This is a genomic window from Pelistega ratti, assembly GCF_009833965.1.
GTDB classification, from domain to species: Bacteria; Pseudomonadota; Gammaproteobacteria; order Burkholderiales; family Burkholderiaceae_B; genus Taylorella; species Taylorella ratti.
This window is the reverse complement of record NZ_CP047165.1, coordinates 1,453,922-1,473,077: the sequence shown is the minus strand read 5'-3', so window position 1 is coordinate 1,473,077 and position 19,156 is coordinate 1,453,922. Positions and strand designations below refer to the sequence as shown.

Annotated in this window: 14 protein-coding genes; 9 read left to right on the top strand and 5 right to left on the bottom strand. The window is 38.3% G+C overall.

The window, feature by feature from the left end; all coding sequences use genetic code 11:
- Nucleotides 1-434: 434 nt before the first annotated feature.
- The 3 genes from F9B76_RS06330 to F9B76_RS06320 all read left to right on the top strand — a co-directional run bounded on the left by F9B76_RS06330 (nt 435) and on the right by F9B76_RS06320 (nt 6,191).
- Nucleotides 435-1,310: an OmpA family protein gene (locus tag F9B76_RS06330; protein ID WP_159991347.1), complete on the top strand. Its 876-nt coding sequence runs from the start codon at nt 435-437 to the stop codon at nt 1,308-1,310.
- A 16-nt stretch (nt 1,311-1,326) separates the two neighbouring features.
- Nucleotides 1,327-1,668, top strand: a complete 342-nt coding sequence (locus tag F9B76_RS06325) for a hypothetical protein (RefSeq protein ID WP_159991346.1) — start codon at nt 1,327-1,329, stop codon at nt 1,666-1,668.
- A gap of 86 nt (nt 1,669-1,754) precedes the next feature.
- A complete protein-coding gene (locus F9B76_RS06320) occupies nt 1,755-6,191 on the top strand; it encodes a DUF1542 domain-containing protein (RefSeq protein WP_159991345.1) in 4,437 nt (1,478 codons plus the stop codon).
- A gap of 292 nt (nt 6,192-6,483) precedes the next feature.
- Here F9B76_RS06320 and F9B76_RS06315 read toward each other — a convergent pair whose 3' ends face one another.
- The 4 genes from F9B76_RS06315 to F9B76_RS06300 form a co-directional block, all read right to left on the bottom strand.
- Nucleotides 6,484-6,663 (bottom strand): glycosyltransferase, encoded by a 180-nt coding sequence (locus tag F9B76_RS06315; protein ID WP_159991344.1) that lies wholly within the window; start codon nt 6,661-6,663, stop codon nt 6,484-6,486.
- Between the two features lie 845 nt (nt 6,664-7,508).
- On the bottom strand, nt 7,509-8,696 hold the full coding sequence (locus F9B76_RS06310) for a trans-sulfuration enzyme family protein (protein ID WP_341477955.1): 1,188 nt from the start codon (nt 8,694-8,696) through the stop codon (nt 7,509-7,511).
- A gap of 333 nt (nt 8,697-9,029) precedes the next feature.
- Nucleotides 9,030-9,275 carry a hypothetical protein gene (locus F9B76_RS06305; RefSeq protein WP_159991342.1) on the bottom strand — a complete coding sequence of 82 codons (246 nt, stop codon included), beginning with the start codon at nt 9,273-9,275 and terminating at the stop codon, nt 9,030-9,032.
- Nucleotides 9,276-9,310: 35 nt separating this feature from the next.
- Complete coding sequence (locus F9B76_RS06300) at nt 9,311-10,501, bottom strand: acetylornithine transaminase (RefSeq protein ID WP_159991341.1); 1,191 nt, start codon at nt 10,499-10,501, stop codon at nt 9,311-9,313.
- A 327-nt stretch (nt 10,502-10,828) separates the two neighbouring features.
- Between F9B76_RS06300 and gluQRS the strand changes: the two genes are divergently transcribed.
- From gluQRS to F9B76_RS06270, 6 genes are all read left to right on the top strand, one after another.
- Entirely contained in the window at nt 10,829-11,713 is an 885-nt protein-coding gene (gene gluQRS, locus F9B76_RS06295; RefSeq protein ID WP_159991340.1) for a tRNA glutamyl-Q(34) synthetase GluQRS, read from the top strand.
- A 411-nt stretch (nt 11,714-12,124) separates the two neighbouring features.
- Nucleotides 12,125-14,674, top strand: a complete 2,550-nt coding sequence (locus F9B76_RS06290; RefSeq protein ID WP_159991339.1) for a DNA topoisomerase III — start codon at nt 12,125-12,127, stop codon at nt 14,672-14,674.
- A gap of 285 nt (nt 14,675-14,959) precedes the next feature.
- Nucleotides 14,960-16,339 (top strand): oxygen-independent coproporphyrinogen III oxidase, encoded by a 1,380-nt coding sequence (gene hemN, locus F9B76_RS06285; RefSeq protein WP_159991338.1) that lies wholly within the window; start codon nt 14,960-14,962, stop codon nt 16,337-16,339.
- 16 nt (nt 16,340-16,355) lie between these two features.
- Nucleotides 16,356-17,189 carry a class I SAM-dependent methyltransferase gene (locus tag F9B76_RS06280; protein WP_159991337.1) on the top strand — a complete coding sequence of 278 codons (834 nt, stop codon included), beginning with the start codon at nt 16,356-16,358 and terminating at the stop codon, nt 17,187-17,189.
- An 84-nt stretch (nt 17,190-17,273) separates the two neighbouring features.
- Nucleotides 17,274-18,101, top strand: coding sequence for a 3-methyl-2-oxobutanoate hydroxymethyltransferase (gene panB, locus F9B76_RS06275; protein WP_159991336.1), 828 nt, complete (start codon nt 17,274-17,276; stop codon nt 18,099-18,101).
- A complete protein-coding gene (locus tag F9B76_RS06270; RefSeq protein WP_159991335.1) occupies nt 18,094-18,579 on the top strand; it encodes an SET domain-containing protein in 486 nt (161 codons plus the stop codon). Before panB ends, F9B76_RS06270 begins: the two co-directional genes overlap by 8 nt.
- 36 nt (nt 18,580-18,615) lie before the next feature.
- On the opposite strand, the gene F9B76_RS06265 is transcribed toward F9B76_RS06270, so the two are convergent.
- Entirely contained in the window at nt 18,616-19,107 is a 492-nt protein-coding gene (locus tag F9B76_RS06265) for a nucleoside 2-deoxyribosyltransferase (RefSeq protein ID WP_159991334.1), read from the bottom strand.
- Between the last annotated feature and the right edge of the window lie 49 nt (nt 19,108-19,156).

Sequence of the window (19,156 nt, the reverse complement as noted above, 5' to 3'; positions counted from 1 at the left end):
GTTTCTTTCTATCATAAATTTTGTTGATGATACAGATAAAAATAAAACAATAGAGATTCACTTAATTATGATAGTTGTTTATAAATACTACAAAAAATTTATAAAATCATAAAAATATAATAAAAAGCAATATGTCTGGATATTAATTAATATTTCTACTAAAATCTTCAAACTTAAAATTGACATATCCAAAAAGTAAGGAAATAATGGCTTTAGACAGCAGACAGCGTATTAAGACGATATAGATGCTTAAAAAGGATAAACCAAAGCGGTTTTAACCGTTTTGGTTTATCCTTTTTGTTTTTTCAGTTTACTGTTTAGTTTTTATACAGTAAACAAAGGGCAATAGCAAGAAATCATTACTGTGATTTCTATAAATAAAGAGTAAATCAATAATTGAAACCTAATCGAAAACTAGTTATTGGAGTTTTTATATGAAAAGAACCCTTGTTGGTGCTAGCTTGGCATTAGCCTTAACAGCGTGTGCCACATCAAGAGATATGACTAAACCATTAGAGGTTTGGCATAATTTTGATGCTCCTAATATAAGTCAACCACAACTTGCTGAAAACCAATCAATGGTTGTTTTTTATCGTCAAGATGATGTGCAAGGCCCAGCAGTTAATGTCTATGTTAATGGTGATTACCAAGCATCATTATTACCAAATGCCTATAGCACAGTAGCAGTGTGTGCTACAAGAAATCTTATGACATCATCTTTTACATTGCCAGGCTTTGGTAATCGTACTCAAGGGGTATATTACACATCACCCGTTAATGAAGTGACCTATGTGAAAGTGAGTCAAGATGTTAATGGTGAGTTAAGTTTTGTACGAGTTGAAAAAGCAATTGCAGAGCAGGTTATTGCGAAATTACCGAGAGGAACACAAACGCTTTCTCGTGTGAAAACGCATTGTGGCGAAGTGGTATTAGCAAATGCAGAGTTAGGAGCTGGAGCATTATTTAAGTTTAATAAATCTAGCTATCAAGACATTTTGCCTCAAGGTAAAAAAGAAATTGCTGATTTTTCAGCAAAAATTGCTACGCTTGCTGGAGCAACTAAAGTCGTTGTAAGTGGGCATACAGACCCAGAAGGTACAGCAAGTTATAACCAAAGATTATCTCAGCAACGTGCAGAGACAGTTAAAAAAGCATTACAAAATGCGGGTATCACTTTACCGATTGAAGCAGTAGGTTATGGAAAAAACCAACCTGTGGTAACGCATTGTGCCAGTTTAAACGGTGTGGCTAAACAAGAGTGTAACCAACCAAATCGCCGTGTTGAAATTACAGTTTACGGTAACAAGTAAAAAGGAATAAAAACTTATGTCAACAACTTTAAAAGTATTAAGTGCAAAAAAAGTAGTTGCATCTCATCAAGTTAATCCTGGTGAGACGTTAGTGATTAATGCAAGAGAAAACTCAAATTATCAACTGATTGATGATACAACAGGCTTAGGCCCTCAAAATATCGTCACACAACGTGATGGAAAAGATTTAAAAATCTTCTTGGAAGATGGTGATTCAAAAGAAGATATTATTATTAAAGATTATTACCAAGATGAAATGGGCGAAACAAGTAACTTACTTGTTGGTCAGCATGAAAATGGTAATATCTATGCGTATGTGCCAGAGTCTGGGCACAAGCGGATGCTGTTAGCTTATTAGCGGATCAAGCCGTTGCACCACAAGCATTAGGCGGAGAAGAATTAGCGAGCGCTTTTTGGGCATTTAATCCATGGTGGTTATTAGCATTGCTTCCGTTAGCTGGTGTTATTGCTGCGGCGGCAAGTAGTGGTGGCGGTAGCGGTGGCAGCGGTAGTAATAATAATGATACCAATAATAATGGTCGCGATGATGCTATTGATCGACAAGTGAATGAAGCGACTAGCGCTGTAGAAGAAGCTGAAAAAGCTGCTGAAAATGCTAAGCAAATATTAGATGACGCGAATGCGGACGGTGTGATTACGCCTGAAGAAAAAGCGAAGATCGAAGAAGCGAACAAAGCGGTTGAAGATGCGAAGAAAGCAGCAGATGAAGCAGTGAAAGGATTACCTGATTCTGTAACAGAGAAAGGTGGTTTACAAGAGCGTGTGGATAACGTGAACCCAGTTGACGTACCGGAAGCGAACGATAGCAACAATAACGGTCGTGACGATACGATTGACAAGCAAGTTGAAGATGCTACTAAAGCGGTAGAAGAGGCAGAGCAAGCCCAAAAAGATGCCGAAAAAGTCTTAGAAGATGCTAAGTCTGACGGTGTAATTACGCCAGATGAAAAACAAGCAATCGAAGATGCTAATAAAGCGGTAGAAGAAGCTAAAAATAAAGCTGATGAAGCGGTGAATGCGTTACCTGATGATGTTGCAGAAAAAGGTGACTTAAAAGATCGTGTTGATAACGTTAAACCAGTAGAAAATCCTGATGCGAATAATAACGGTAGTGACAGCGGTAACACTGATAATAATAGTAATCAAGCATTAGCCGAAGAGAAAGACGACGCGAAGCAAGAAATCGACGATGCCGCGCAAGCGAAGAAAGACGAGATTAACAATAATCCAGACCTTTCAGAGCAAGAGAAAGCCGAGGCGATTAAGCAAGTTGAAGACGAAGCGACCAAAGCGAAAGACGCGATCGACAACGCTGCGGATAAAGATGCGGTAGATCAAGCGAAAAATGACGGTAAAGACGCCATTGACGCGATTAACCCGACACCAAGCACAGATGAAGCCGCTGAGTTAGAGAAAGCAAAAGACGACGCGAAGCAAGAAATCGACGACGCCGCGCAAGCGAAGAAAGATGAAATTAACAACAATGACAAACTTTCAGACGAAGAGAAAGCCGAGGCGATTAAGCAAGTTGAAGACGAAGCGACCAAAGCGAAAGATGCCATTGATGCTGCGACGGACAAAGAGACGGTAGATCAAGCGAAAAATGACGGTAAAGCGGCGATTGACGCGATCAACCCGACGCCAAGCACAGATGAAGCCGCTGAGTTAGAGAAAGCGAAAACCGACGCGAAGCAAGAGATCGATGATGCTGCGCAAGCGAAGAAAGACGAGATTAACAACAATCCAAACCTTTCAGAGCAAGAGAAAGCCGAGGCGATTAAGCAAGTTGAAGACGAAGTGAACAAAGCGAAAGACGCTATTGACAACGCGGCAGATAAAGACGCGGTAGACAGTGCGAAAGATGAAGGTAAAGCGGCGATTGACGCGATTAACCCAACGCCAAGCACAGACGCTGAGTTAGAGAAAGCGAAAGAAGACGCGAAGCAAGAGATCGACGACGCAGCGCAAGCGAAGAAAGATGAAATTAACAACAATGACAAACTTTCAGACGAAGAGAAAGCCGAGGCGATTAAGCAAGTTGAAGACGAAGTGAACAAAGCGAAAGACGCTATTGACAACGCGGCAGATAAAGACGCGGTAGACAGTGCGAAAGATGAAGGTAAAGCGGCGATTGACGCGATTAACCCAACGCCAAGCACAGACGCTGAGTTAGAGAAAGCGAAAGAAGACGCGAAGCAAGAGATCGACGACGCAGCGCAAGCGAAGAAAGATGAAATTAACAACAATGACAAACTTTCAGACGAAGAGAAAGCTGAAGCGATTAAGCAAGTTGAAGACGAAGTGACCAAAGCGAAAGAGAATATCGACAACGCAGCCGACAAAGACGCGGTAGACCAGGCGAAAAATGATGGTAAAGACGCGATTGACGCGATTAACCCGACGCCAAGCACAGACGCTGAGTTAGAGAAAGCGAAAGACGACGCGAAGCAAGAGATCGACGATGCTGCTCAAGCGAAGAAAGACGCAATTGACAACAATCCGGATCTAACTCAAGAAGAGAAAGATACGGCGAAAGCGAAAGTGGATGAAGAAGCGGACAAAGCGAAAGAGAATATCGACAACGCAGCCGATAAAGACGCAGTAGACAGTGCGAAAAATGACGGTAAAGCGGCGATTGACGCGATTAACCCGACACCAAGCACAGACGCTGAGTTAGAGAAAGCGAAAGACAACATCGACAAAGCGGACAGCACAGAAGCGGTAGATACAGCGAAAGATGACGGTAAAACCGCGATTGACGCAGTGAACCCGACCCCAGAAGCACTTAAAGACGCAGAAGAGCTTGTTGCGGAAGCAGAAAAAGCGGCTGAGATCTATAAAGCAGCTCTTGACGCAGCTAAAGCAGATGATGCGATTAACCCATCTGAAGTAGAGAATCTAACAAGACTTAGAGATGCAGCTGAAGCAGCTAAAAAAGCCGCAGATGACGCAGTTAAAGCTCTACCGGATACTGCATCAGCGAAAGGCGGGCTACAAGATCGTGTTGATGCCATCCAAAATGAAGAAGTTCCACCAGTGGACGATGCAGACAGTGATGGTATTAAGGACTCAATCGCAAAACTTATTAGCGATCTTGAAGATTTAGTTGCGAAAGCTGAAGCCGAATATGAGGAGATGGAAGCAGCTTATGATACCGCATTGGAGAAAGTGAACTATAATACTGGTGTTTATCCTCCAGCTGAGAGAAACAAATTCAATAAAGAGTTATCAGAAGCTAAACAAGCAAAAGCGGATGCGGCAAAAGCAGTTGAAGATGCAAAAGCTCAGTTACCAAAAGCTATAGCTGATAATTTTGAAAATTGCTTAGACGCATTAGAGGATAAAGAGCTACCGGTAATTGATACGAGTGACGATGATCAACCGCATAACTATCCTGATACCATTATCACAGGTCGTACATTTACAGGTGCTCTGTCTGATGCTCTTATTAAGAAAATAGTTGAGAAAAACCCAGGTGCACCAACAGGCTCAATTACTAAGGGTATGTTGAAGACTGATGAAAGTAATGACACTATCATTGTAGGAAGAAATAGCCACTACGATACGATTGATCAGTTAAGTGCATTACCACGTGGTATGAACTTAGTAACTTCTACCATTGATAGCGGTGCCGGTGATGATAGAATTCAGGTGAGTGGTAATGTGGATCGTTCAACCATCAAGTCAGGAGACGGTAATGACCTTGTTAAAGTTTCAGGTTTTGTTACTGGTAATACGGCCCTAATTGATACAGGTAATGGTAATGATACTCTTGTTGTGGGCAGTCATGTACAAAATAACACTAATATCAATACTGGTGAAGGCGATGATACTGTAACTATCCGTGGTCATGTACAAAGTAACGCTAATATCAAAACTGGTGAAGGCGATGATACGGTAATTATTCGTGGTCGTCTCCAAACCGGTGGCAAGATCGACTTAGGTGAGGGGAATAACACCTTAACCGTAGAGAAAGAGGTATTAGCGACTGCAGCAAATGCCTTAACATCCATTAAAGCGGGTTCCGGTGATGATATCGTAACACTTAATCAGGGTGTGAATGGTGTGCCAGCTGCCTATGTTAATATCGACTTAGGTGATGGTAATAACGTACTGAACATCGGTAGCAAACAGTATCCGAGAAAATGGTTAAGCCAAGCTACAATCACCACAGGTAGTGGCGATGATACGATTACAATCATTTCCGATGGCTATTTTGGTGAAGTTACCCTCAACACTGGGGCAGGTAATGACATCGTTGATTTATCTCAAACCAAAGGTTATAGTATCGATGGTCTGAAAGATATTCAAACTGGCGAAGGTAATGACACCATTAAATTAGGTAATTTAGATGTGACAAACCTGTCAAATGCTAATAAATGGAGTATTAAGGCTGGTGCAGGCGATGATATAGTTGAGCTAAATTCAAACTATGATACAAGCAAAAGGGAAAACCAAGGTCTTATCCTTGGTGGTGAAGGCAAAGATACATTAGTGTTGAAAGGCGGTATTACCGTAGATTTAGCAAGCAATGGTATTAAGGATCACATTAGTGATGAAGGTATCAGAGGTTTTGAACACATTGATATGACAGAGTCACTTGCACAAACTGTTAAATTGAGATTAGCAGATCTCGTGAATAACAGTGATGATGATAAAGTGCTTTACATCTCAGGTGCTACGGGCGATACAGTAGATCTAGGTGGAGACGGCTCTGATAGCCTAGGTGGATTTGTTAAATCTACTAACACCGTAAATGGCTCTGCTGAGAATGGCGTTGAAGGCCATACTTACACTGCTTATAACAGCAATGATGGCGGTTATGTAGTGTATATCGATAACGCTATCGCAGTTATCTAATCCAACCCTTACCGTTCTGCTTAAAAAGGGCGGTAATGGTGATATTAAAACGGTATGGTTTAAAAGCCATACCGTTTTTTTTATGATGTAATAAATACACAAAATAGCTATTTTTATGTAATAACGGACACACACAACCTGTTCTTACATCATTTCACAATTCATCACTTAAAAGTACGGTTATTTTTGACGGCATTTTTTTGTAATAAAGGGTAGATATTATTCAATGATAGATGTTTTACTTTCTTCTTTTTTGAAAAAGTCTTGCCAAAGCTGTGTAACTTGTTTTTCACTAAACTTTCTGCATACTAGCATAGGCATTCTCTGAAAAGAGCTGATTCATTTCACTGTTTAATAGTAGTTCAACGATTTTGTCAATAAAAGTATCTGAATTATTTGACTCGATTAAAAAAACGTTATAACCATTTTCAATCGTAGCACTTGGTCCATAACGTACATCAAATGCTACCATTGGGCAACTACTCGCTCCCCTTTTCATTTATACTGAAAAAACAGTATGGGATAAGAAACCGTTAAAGTCATAATTTCTAAACAAATAATTCACTCTTCTTCAATAAATTCTTGTGCATGTAACAAATACTCCTGAAGTTAGAAAGATGGGATGAATGTTTTGATGAAAAAAGATAATGTGTTAGTTTTTCATTATTTAAACTAATAATTATGAGTATTAAGGATTACTGAGTTGCTTAAATTTAAAATAGAAGAGCAATGTTTTGATAAGTTTATGGTACAAGATGTACAGTATTGCACGTTGATCATCAACGACAATATATCAAAACGTTATGAAATATTCTATGTATCTTACATAATAACAAAGATATCAAATTTCAACTTTATTAGCAAATAAGGTAATATATACAAATATATCAAGATTGTGTAGAATCTTTTTCTCAAGAAAAATAGCGTCACTTTTATACTGGAAAGGTGTTTGCTTTACATGAACAAATGGCTTAAACATTAAATACAATAATTTATTACCTATCCTTACCATTTATGAGGGAGAAACTAAAGGAAATATTAATTGATTAATCCATTAGTTCTTTCCTAAGGGGATACGATTAGATAAATTAACGGTATAGATGATCTAGGTAATAGAGGACAATTTGAATAATTGCTATCATAAAGTGCTTAGAGCTATAAGACATCTCTTAAAGTAAAAATCTAGTTTTGACTGTGTTACTCTTCAGCTATGAATTTAACTTGTCTATAATAAATTTCTATCTATTTATAAGGTGTTATTACCAAGACTAAATAATGCTGAATGATATAAGTAACTATTCAGCATTATCTTTCAACTTACACCTTTCTCGCCTTTTCCAAGGCTTGCTGATAATCCTGTATTAAATCTTCTGGTGACTCTAAGCCAATATGCATACGTACTAAATGTGGATAGTTTGGATTCCAATAGGCATGATTTTTTAGAAAGTCCGTATTAACCATATCAATAAGGCTTTCATATCCACCCCATGAATAGCCAATACTAAAGAGTTTAAGGGATTCGACAAATACTTTGGTCTGTGCTTTTGTCAAGTTTAAAGCAACTGATACCATACCATTAGAGCCAAGGGCATCACGTTTCCATAAATCGTGATGTGCATCTTTCTCAAAAGCAGGGTGATAGATTTGGAGTGTTTCTGCTTGTTGATCAAAAAATTCACAAATTTTTAAGGCGTTTTCAGCATGACGTTTCATGCGTACATCTAAAGTGCGAACCCCTCGAATAGCTAACCATACATCATCAGCACTGGTTGAAAACCCTAAAGCATATTGATTCGTATCAATACGTTTAATAATGGCATCATCTTTGGCAACCACTGCTCCCATTAATAAATCAGAATGCCCCCCAATATACTTAGTTACTGCAACAATACTCACATCAGCCCCTAAATCAAGAGGGCGGTAGGCAAGCCCCGATCCCCAGGTATTATCAGCAATCACTAAAAGATTATGCTTTTTAGCCACAGCGGCAATAGCAGGTAAATCAAGCATCTCAAATAATAAAGAACCCGGTGATTCTAGGTAAAGAATTTTGGTATTCGATTGGATTTTTGATTCTAGTTCTACCATATCTCGCATAGAGCAAAAGGTACTACTAATATTCATACGTTTTAAAACGGTTTCATCCATCTGGCGAACAGGGCCATAGACACAATCCGCTACAAGCATATGATCACCTGCATTTAAAAGGCTGAGTAAAACCATCGCAATGGCATTTAAACCAGATGGTGCAAGAAAAGCACGTTTACCACCCTCTAAGGCACACATCATCTCCTCAAAAGCAGCATGCGTTTCCATCCCCATACGACCATAGCCAACAATACGTTCACCAGCTGCTTGACGGCGATAGGTATCGTGTAATGTATCAATATCATTGAATCGTACGGTGCTTGTACGGATAGCGGGTAAGGCAACAGGCGCTCTTGGGTGTTTTTCATCACATACAGCTGTGCCTAGGTGGGAAAGTTGGGTGAGTAATGTTGTCATAATCATTAATAAAAAGTGAATAAATATGTATTCAGTATAACAGTATTTTAAAAACGGCTTTATAAGTTTAAATTCAAAGGATATATGAGAAAATATATAAGTGTCTTTAATACCAAATATCTATCTATAATTAAAAAGTATAAAAGTAATACTTAATAGCCTAAACTCTCATACCTATTAATAGAGAAGAGGGTATGCTTAAATAATGTAAGATAGCGACTTTATGCTATAGAGATAGCGTATTTTAGGACTGTATTAGATAAACAGTCATATTTGTCTAATACAGACTTTATCTTTTTAATAATTTAAGTTCAAAATAATTTAATATGTCTATTAATGTAAACCGATGAAATGTTCTTGTGCTTGCTGGCTAAGTTTAAAAAAGAGTTTTTCTGCCATAACCACATCAACCCCTTCTTGTTTAAGATTCTGAAAAAAGACGGGTAGAGATTCTTTCACACAATGTACGGGTTCATTAAAGTTTTTTTCAAACTCAATCCCACTGATATGTTGTAAGCGACCATTAGATAAGTGCCGCCAACCATTGGCACTGAATGCTGGGGATAGATGGTTCTGCATAAGGTATATCCTTTTAAGTAATAAATATAATTAAGTTAAGTTCGAATAGTGGTTATTAATGTATCTAAGCGACTGAGTAATAATTCAATTTCTTCTGCAGTGATATTAAGTGCTGGCATAAAGCGTAGTAGATTAGGACGAGGAGCATTTAAAAGCAATCCTTCTGGTATCGCTTCTCTGGCGGCTAGTACAAGATCGTTGCCATAATTTCCATCTAAACATAAGGCTCGTAATAAACCGATACCCCGTTCTCCCTGTAATCTGTGATATTTAGACAAAGCCATTAATCCTATTGATAATTGTTCCGCGCGCTGACGGACAGTTGACATAAATCCCTCTTGCATAAGGGTATCAAATACCGCAACCCCTACTGCTGTCATCAGAGGATTACCATTATAAGTACCCCCTTGATCACCATGATCAAAAACTGCCACAGACTCTTTAGCGAGCAGAGCAGAAAGAGGAACACCACCACCAATACCTTTACCCAGTGTCATGATATCGGGTGATATACCATAATATTGATAGGCAAATAGCTCACCACACCGTCCATAGCCTGTCTGTACCTCATCAACTATCAGTAATATTCCATGGGTTTGACACAGTGTCTGTAAGGCTTGCATAAACTCAACCGTTGCTGGAATAACACCCGCCTCTCCCTGTACTGGTTCTAGCATAATAGCAACTGTTTTATCATCTATTAAGGCTTGTACTGATGCAATATCATTGAGTATTGCTTTAGGGAAACCATCGACTTGAGGGGGAAATTTTTTATCCCAACCCTCTTTTCCTGAGGCTGACATAGTAGCGAGTGTACGACCATGAAAACCATGATCCATGGTGATGATTTTATAAGCCCCTTGACGATATTTTTGTCCCCATTTTCGTGCTAATTTAATCGCACCCTCATTGGCTTCTGCACCACTATTAGCAAAAAAGACACGATCAAAAACAGATGCATTCACAAGGCGATTAGCCAAAGCAAGAGAAGGCTCATTATAAAAAGCAGGGGAGGGGTTAATTAATAAGTGAGATTGTTTTTCAAGGGCAGTGATAATTTCAGGGGGATTATGCCCTAAACAATTAACTGCCCAACCTTGAATCACATCTAAATAACGCTTGCCAGTATGGTCTTCTAACCAAGAACCCTTTCCCTTGGTAAAGATAATATCAGGGCGAGCAGTAATATCCATTAATGCATGAGTAGATGGGATGGTTGATGACATAGGAAACCCTTATAAAAATATGCTGATAAAAGTATAAAGTACTTTATACCTGTGTAATAATCTATATAACCTTTCTTATTGTAAATGTTTTGTTGTGAAATACAATAGGGATATAAATGAAACCCCTATTTGCTGAATATAAAGAAATTATGTTGCGATAGAAACCCCTTAACGATATCTCGCTTGATATTCCTTTTAATCATCTCAAAAAAAGTGGATGGTAAAACAAGTTTTTGTATATAGCTATTAATAGTCTGGGTATTTACCACTATAATAGCGCTACATTAACAGGGTTATTCATATACGGTCTTATTTTAAAAAATAGTTATGACAAGTTCTAATACATATGCTCCCTATATTGGTCGTTTTGCACCTAGTCCAAGTGGGCCACTACATGATGGATCATTAGTAGCAGCAATGGCAAGTTATCTTGATGCACGAGCAAATAACGGGCAATGGTTACTACGCATAGAGGATATTGATACGCCTAGAGTGGTTAAAGGAGCTGATCATATTATTATGCAACAATTACAAAGTTTAGGGATGCAATGGGATCAATCACCGATTTGGCAGTCTCAACGAGTAAGTCGTTATGAAGCGTGTTTTGTGCAATTAAAAGAAAAAGGACTTGTCTATGGGTGTGCCTGTACGCGTAAAGAAATTGCCGATAGTGCAATAGCGCATCAGCGTCATGAGCAAGGGCAATACCCCTATATGGGGACTTGTCGGGTAGGGACAAATAAGCCGATTCGTGCATGGCGATTAATAATGCCTGATGAATATATCCATTTTGAGGATCGTTATGTAGGCTTACAACAGCAACATGTTCAGCAAGAGATTGGTGATATTATTATCAAGCGCACAGATGGTTTGTTTGCCTATCAACTTGTTGTGGTGATTGATGATCATGATCAAGGAGTCACCCATATTGTCAGAGGGCAGGATTTATTGGATTCCACACAAAGACAGATAGTGATAGCAAATTATTTTAACTTTAAACCTTTTAAATATTTGCATATACCACTTGTTTTAGATAATGAAGGGCGTAAACTATCTAAACAGAATCATGCTCCAGCGATTTGTTTAGATAATGCACTAAGCAGTTTAGAGAAAGCATGGTTAGCTTTAGGATTTGCGTCATTTAAAAGCCATTCTGTCGATCATTTTTGGGCACAGGCTATATTGCAATGGGCAAATCGGTTTGGTCTTTAAACCGCTTAGCGTGATTGTGTATAAAAGTAATCATCATATAAGTTTATGATGAAAATATACAGATCAAAAATAATAGGAATAGAAACGAGTTGCTTTTCTTCTTTCTCACTGTATTGATAAAACCTACTTTGATATACCCTATTTTTCTTATTCCTAGTGGATAATAGGCGAATGAATTTAAGAAGTATAGATTTTTCTTATTATGTATAGAGGAGCCATGATAAAAAGTTTACTTTGTTGAACTTTTATCAAAAATAAATGCTTTATTTTTTAAAAAATGCTTTTCCACTTGCCAAAAGTATTTTATCTCTCGTATTATCCCAATTATTTGGTATTGAGAAGGTATAGAGAGATAGGCTCAAAAGGCATATTAATGCATACCCTCAACTTTTTCCACTCAGCAGGACATATATGGCTAAGACTTTAATTATTGCAGAAAAACCCTCTGTCGCTCAAGATATTTCAAGGGCATTGGGTGGTTTTGAGCGGCACGATGGTTATTTTGAAAATGATCAATATGTTTTATCGTCAAGTGTCGGGCATTTATTAACGCTCTTTAATCCTGATGATGTGGTACGAGGTAAGTGGTCATTTACCCATTTACCAGCTATTCCAAAAAATGGTTTTGATATTCAACCTGCTGATAAAAAATCGCAAGATCGACTAAAGCTGTTGGTGAAATTACTTAAACGTAAAGATGTTGATGCGATTATTAATGCGTGTGATGCAGGGCGAGAAGGTGAGTTAATCTTCCGCTATATTGTGCAATATGCCAAGGTGAATAAACCGATTCAACGATTGTGGCTACAGTCAATGACTAAGCAGGCAATTGTGGATGCATTTCATCATTTACGATCAGATGAAAGTATGAAACCGCTCGAAGCGGCTGCCCGTTCTCGAGCTGAAGCCGATTGGCTAGTTGGTATTAATGGTACACGTGCCATGACGGCATTTAATAGTAAAGATGGTGGTTTTTTTAAAACACCGATTGGGCGAGTACAAACACCGACATTGGCGATTGTTTATGGTCGTGAGCAAAAAATTCGCCAATTCCAACCCAAAGATTATTGGGAAGTCCATGCTAGCTTTGTTGCACAAGCAGGCATTTATGAAGGGGTTTATTTTGATAAAAACTTCAAAAAAGATCCAAATGATCCCGATAAAAAAGAGAACCGTCTTTGGTCTGAGGTAGCTGCTAAAGCAATAGTGATGGCTTGCCAGCATAAAACAGGACACGTAACAGAAGAGTCCAAACCACAAACCTCTGCTTCTCCCTTATTATATGATTTAACTTCGTTACAGCGTGAAGCCAACTCTCGCTTTGGATTTTCTGCTAAAACAACTTTGGCATTGGCACAAGCATTGTACGAACGACATAAAGTCATTACCTATCCTCGTACAGATTCACGTTATTTACCAGAAGACTATATTAATACGGTGAATCAGACATTGCATGAAATTGCTGAAAGCACTTCAAGTATTAACCAACCGCATATTCGTTTTGCAAAACAAATTTTAAGTAAGGCATGGGTAAAACCCAATAAACGTATTTTTGATAATAAAAAAGTATCTGATCACTTTGCGATTATTCCGACTTCACAAGTACCTAAAGAATTAAGTGATGCTGAAGCGAAAGTATATGATTTGATTACCAAACGGTTTATGGCGATATTTTATCCGCCTGCTGAATATTTAGTGACTACTCGAATAACGACAGTAGGAGAAATTCCCTTTAAAACAGAGGGGAAAGTATTGGTGTCAGCAGGTTGGTTAGAAGTCTATGGACGTACAACCCAAGAAGGGGAAGAAAGTTTAGTTCCTGTTGCTGAGCATGAACAAGTACAAACAGAAGAAGTTCGTATTGAAGCCTTTACCACCAAACCACCACCACACTATACTGAGGCGACCTTACTTAGTGCAATGGAGGGAGCGGGTAAACTCGTTGAAGATGATGAATTGCGAGAAGCCATGTCTGAACGAGGCTTAGGTACACCTGCTACACGAGCAACGATTATTGAGGGTTTAATTGCCGATCAGTATTTACGCCGTGAAGGACGAGATTTAATCCCTACGACTAAAACGCGACAACTAATGACCTTATTGAATGGTTTAAATATCAAGGAATTAACTTCACCAGAACTTACTGGCGAATGGGAACATAAGCTGAAACAAATTGAACAGGGTACATTAGATAGACGACTCTTTATGCAGGAAATTGCACAGAGTACTCAAATTATTGTAAAACGTGCCAAGGAATATGAGCATGATACGATTCCAGGGGATTATGTTACCCTGAAAACTCCTTGCCCTGTATGTGGTCATGTTGTTAAAGAGAACTATCGCCGTTATGCGTGTACGCATTGTGATTTTTCAATTACCAAAAATCCAGGTGGACGTAATTTTGAAACAGAAGAGGTTGAAACGTTACTGAATGAACGAAGTATTGGGCCATTATCAGGCTTTATCAGTAAACTAGGACGACCCTTTTCTGCTATTTTACGATTAACGGAAGATAATAAACTTGAGTTTGATTTTGGTCAGAGTGAAGAAGACAGCAAAGAAGATATTGATTTCTCGGCTTTACGTCCATTAGGTAGCTGCCCTAAATGTGGTCAGGGGCATATCTTTGATGTAGGTATGAATTATATTTGTGATCAATCTGCTAATACAGAAAAACCGTGTGATTTTAAATCTAGTAAAGTGATTCTACAGCAAGAAATTTCTGAAGAGCAGATGAGTAAATTATTAGCAACAGGCAAAACAGATTTATTGGAAAACTTTGTTTCTAACCGTACTAACCGTAAATTTAAGGCCTATCTTGTTCTTGATGCTAAAGGTAAAATAGGGTTTGAGTTTGAAGAAAGAGGGACAGCAAGTAAATCTGCTCGTAAAACGGTCAGTAAAACGGCTTCAAAAACAGTCGCTAAAAAAACAACACGACAATCAACAAGTAAAAAATAGCCTATAAACACATTATCTGTTTTAATTATAAGCGACTTAGTAAATATCTATTAAGTCGCTTTTTTATAAATATTTTTTAAAAAAGAGTAATATTAGCGCTATTTTTAACATATAGAAAAATAGTTGATAACAAAACCTATTTAATATCCCCATACCTATCTTATATATTCCCTATATTGCAATTTTCCTTCTGTTAAAATACGCCATATTGATAATATTTACTTAAACCTATTTTTCTTGATCAAAATAGATAAGAAAAAACCGTTTATGTCTATACGATTACTTATGAGCAATCTTCCTGAAAAAACAGCATTAATCCGTAAATACAATATCCCCGGGCCTCGCTATACGAGTTATCCTACTGTACCTTATTGGGATGAAAAAAGCTTTTCGACAGAAGCTTATTTAAAAACACTTAAACGTAGTTTTGATGAATCCAATGATAAAGAAGGTATTAGCCTTTATATCCATCTGCCTTTCTGTGAAAGCCTTTGTACTTTCTGTGCCTGTCATAAACGCATTACCAAAAAACATACGGTAGAAGAACCTTATATCCAAGCCGTACTCAAAGAATGGCAAATGTACTTAAACCTATTTGGACGTAAACCCCATATTAAAGAAATACACCTTGGTGGAGGTACGCCAACTTTCTTTAGTGAAGCAAATCTTAAACACTTATTAACAACCATTTTTGCATCTGCTGAGATAGATGCAAAACCTGAGCTTAGCTTTGAAGGGCATCCCAATAATACGCGACGAACACACCTACAAACCTTATATGATCTAGGGTTTAGACGTGTTAGTTTCGGTGTGCAAGATTATGATCCTATCGTACAAAGAGCCATTCACCGTATTCAGCCTATTGAGAATGTACAGAGTGCAACATCAGCCGCAAGGGAGATTGGCTATACTAGTATCAGCCATGATTTAGTCTTTGGCTTACCTTTCCAAACATGGAAATCGATGGAAAGTACCATTCGCCGTACTATTGCACAAAAACCTGATCGCCTAGCTTTTTATTCTTATGCCCATGTGCCTTGGATTAAAGGGGTAGGACAACGTGGATTTGATGAAAAAGACCTTCCTTCGGGTGAAGAAAAACGTGCCCTTTATGAAAATGGTAAAGCCTTGCTACAAGAGCTTGGCTATATTGAAATTGGTATGGATCACTTTTCATTACCGACAGATGATTTATACCAGTCGATGATTAATAAAAAAATCCATCGTAATTTTATGGGATATACCTCTTCTTCTACACAGTTAATGGTAGGGTTGGGTATGTCGGCAATTGGTGATTCATGGTATGGTTTTGCACAAAATGAAAAAGAGCTCGAAGCCTATTATGCTCGTTTAGAAGCCAATGAACTTCCCTTATTTAGAGGGCATATTTTAACGGAAGAAGATTTGATTATTCGCCGTCATATTCTTAATTTAATGTGTTTATTAGAAACCCATTGGGATAAACCAGAGCAACAATTTACGGCTTTACCAGCAGTATTAGATCGCTTAAAAGAAATGCAACAAGATGGATTAATTGAGATTAAAGAGAATGCCCTCTATATTACTGAATTAGGGCGTGTTTTTGCTCGAAATATTTGTATGGCATTTGATTTGCGTATGCTAGCAGATAAACCACAGACACGAATTTTCTCAATGACTGTTTAAATATAAAGTAATGACAATGAATCAAGCACTTATTCCTGAGATTAAACCAGAGCAAAGCATTGAGTTATTAAAAGAACTCCATATTTTGACGCGTGAGGGAAAATTAAATCAAGATACTCGCCGCAAACTCAAACAGGTTTATCACTTATATCAGTTTATTGAGCCCTTAATGGCAGATGTTATTGAGCATAAGAATAGCCTTAATTTAGTCGATCATGGTGCAGGTAAATCTTATTTGGGGTTTATCCTTTATGATTTATATTTAAAGAATAAAGCGAATGTTCATGTATATGGTATTGAGACACGAGCCGATTTGGTAAAGAAATCACAGCATCTTGCAGAGCGACTAGGTTTTGCACAAGGAATGTCTTTTAAAGCCATGTCTGTAGAAGAATCTATGGCAACACAAGATATTCCTGATAAAGTTGATATAGTAACTGCACTACATGCGTGCAATACAGCGACAGATGATGCGATTCGTTTTGGTTTGGCTCGTCATGCTCGGTATATGGTTTTGGTTCCTTGTTGTCAAGCAGAGGTTGCTTCTATCTTCCGCAAAACCAAGGGGCAAACACTGGGGAAAACACCGCTATCTGAATTATGGCGGCATCCTATTCATACACGAGAGTTTGGTTCACACTTAACAAATGTATTACGGTGCTTACAGCTTGAGGCTAGAGGTTATCAAGTAACAGTTACCGAGCTAGTTGGTTGGGAACATTCTATGAAAAATGAGCTAATTATTGCCAAAAAAGTAGGTGGTTTTAAAAGAAGCGCTCGTGAACGTCAATTAGCCATTTTAGAGCAATACCATTTATTAGCACTAAAAGAGCGATTTGCTTATGATTGAGAATCAGGTATTATGGGGGCTATCTTATTCCCTCAAATTGCGTTATGCTATTGACTGATTAGCTTATCCATTGGAAGTTTAAAGATGAGTGCACATACCACAATACAACGAACCACAATCCCTCAAATTAAAGTGATGAAAGGGCAACAAAAAATTGTTTGTTTGACGGCTTATACCGCCCCCTTTGCTCGTATGATGGATGAATTTGTCGATTTAATCCTTGTTGGTGATTCAACAGCAATGGTTGGGTATAACATGGAAAATACCTTGGCAATTACCGTTGAGCAGATGACTGCTCATGCCTTAGCGGTAACACGTTCTTCCGAAAAAGCCTGTGTGATTGTGGATATGCCCTTTGGTAGCTACCAAGAATCCAAAGAGCAAGCCTTTCGTAATGCCGCTTACATTCTTAAACATAGTAATGCACAAGGGGTCAAAATGGAAGGGGGTGAATTTCTCGCAGAAACGGTACAGTTCTTAACAGAGCGAGGCATTCCCGTTATGGCGCATATTGGATTAATGCCACAATATTTTAATACGATGGGTGGTTTTAAAGCGCAAGGATTAAGTCCCGAAATGGCAGACCGTATTTATCATGATGCGATGGTACATACACAAGCAGGGGCTTTTGGTTTACTTATTGAAGGGAGTGCTGAACCATTGGCGCGCCGTATTACTGAAAATGTGCCTATTCCAACGATTGGTATTGGTGCTTCTCCTGATTGTGATGGTCAAATTTTAGTGACAGAAGATATTCTTAATTTGAGTGGTCCTCGTATTCCTAAATTTGCAAAACAATTTGCTGATGCACAAGCCAGCATACGAGCAGGCTTTAAACAATATGCTGAAGAAGTCCGAGCAGGAACATTTCCAACACTAGCACATTGTTTTGGTGTAAAAAAAGATGATTAAAACCCCTAAGCTAAAAAAAATTAAAGGCTACCCTTGGCATGAGGTAAAACAATCTACCTTGCATGGAACAGGGGTCTTTGCCCTTAAAGATATTCCTGCGGGTACGCGAATTATGGAATATGGTGGTAAACGTATTACTGCAGAACAAGCGGATGCCTTATTTCCGGTTAATCCTGATGACCCCTTTCATACCTTTTTCTTCTCTCTTCAAAATGGAAACGTGATTGATGGAGGACAAGCAGGCAATGATGCTCGATGGATAAATCATAGCTGTAACCCAAATTGTGAAACACAAGAAAGTAAAAAGGGTAAACGTGTTTTTATCTATGCTTTGAGAGATATTCAAAAAGGGGAAGAGCTTTTTTATGATTACTGCTTGAGTATAGAAGGACGACTTACCCAAAAACGTAAACAGGAATACCGTTGTCTTTGTGGTTCTCATCAATGTCGAGGCACAATGTTGGCATTGAAAAAGTAGTTGAATCGTTTTGTGAAAGGATAACGATTAGTGGCACTATTTACCGATTAATAATTGTTTGGCAAGGTATTGTAAACAGGCTTCAAAAGTAGGGGCTTGGTAATCAACACTGCAAGCAATCATTAAGTTTAGGTTTAAACCAAAATTCTCTACGATAAAACCCTGTTGGTCAATCCCATTTTTGTGGGGGACTTGCGTACGTAGGTCTTTCTGTTGTTCGGTATAAATACAGACTGTTTTGCCGAGTGCTTTGGCATAACCGATTTCAAAAACAGTACCTGAATCAGGCTCAAATCCTCGAAAAGGGTTTACATTGGCAATGACTATATCAGCTTGCTGAATTAATTGAATGTTTGCCTCATAAATCCATTGAGCTAATGCTTGCCCTGTTAAATGGCTTGGTGCGGTATTATCTAAGGGATAACTTCCTTTAAATCCATATTGCTGGCATAACTGCTGAAGAAAAAGACCATGATCAACCGCATCTTGGCGGAAAACATCAAAGCCAGCTAAATAAATGGTTTTCATATAAAAGAATCCTATTATTGTCTGATAAATAGTAAAAATAAGTAATAAA

What these genes read in the sequence shown, in the direction of transcription:
- F9B76_RS06330 (WP_159991347.1), top strand. Translation starts at nt 435, where the DNA reads ATGAAAAGAACCCTTGTTGGTGCTAGCTTGGCATTAGCCTTAACAGCG.
- F9B76_RS06325 (WP_159991346.1), top strand. Translation starts at nt 1,327, where the DNA reads ATGTCAACAACTTTAAAAGTATTAAGTGCAAAAAAAGTAGTTGCATCT.
- F9B76_RS06315 (WP_159991344.1), bottom strand. Translation starts at nt 6,663, where the DNA reads ATGGTAGCATTTGATGTACGTTATGGACCAAGTGCTACGATTGAAAAT.
- F9B76_RS06310 (WP_341477955.1), bottom strand. Translation starts at nt 8,696, where the DNA reads ATGACAACATTACTCACCCAACTTTCCCACCTAGGCACAGCTGTATGT.
- F9B76_RS06305 (WP_159991342.1), bottom strand. Translation starts at nt 9,275, where the DNA reads ATGCAGAACCATCTATCCCCAGCATTCAGTGCCAATGGTTGGCGGCAC.
- F9B76_RS06300 (WP_159991341.1), bottom strand. Translation starts at nt 10,501, where the DNA reads ATGTCATCAACCATCCCATCTACTCATGCATTAATGGATATTACTGCT.
- gluQRS (WP_159991340.1), top strand. Translation starts at nt 10,829, where the DNA reads ATGACAAGTTCTAATACATATGCTCCCTATATTGGTCGTTTTGCACCT.
- F9B76_RS06290 (WP_159991339.1), top strand. Translation starts at nt 12,125, where the DNA reads ATGGCTAAGACTTTAATTATTGCAGAAAAACCCTCTGTCGCTCAAGAT.
- hemN (WP_159991338.1), top strand. Translation starts at nt 14,960, where the DNA reads ATGAGCAATCTTCCTGAAAAAACAGCATTAATCCGTAAATACAATATC.
- F9B76_RS06280 (WP_159991337.1), top strand. Translation starts at nt 16,356, where the DNA reads ATGAATCAAGCACTTATTCCTGAGATTAAACCAGAGCAAAGCATTGAG.
- panB (WP_159991336.1), top strand. Translation starts at nt 17,274, where the DNA reads ATGAGTGCACATACCACAATACAACGAACCACAATCCCTCAAATTAAA.
- F9B76_RS06270 (WP_159991335.1), top strand. Translation starts at nt 18,094, where the DNA reads ATGATTAAAACCCCTAAGCTAAAAAAAATTAAAGGCTACCCTTGGCAT.
- F9B76_RS06265 (WP_159991334.1), bottom strand. Translation starts at nt 19,107, where the DNA reads ATGAAAACCATTTATTTAGCTGGCTTTGATGTTTTCCGCCAAGATGCG.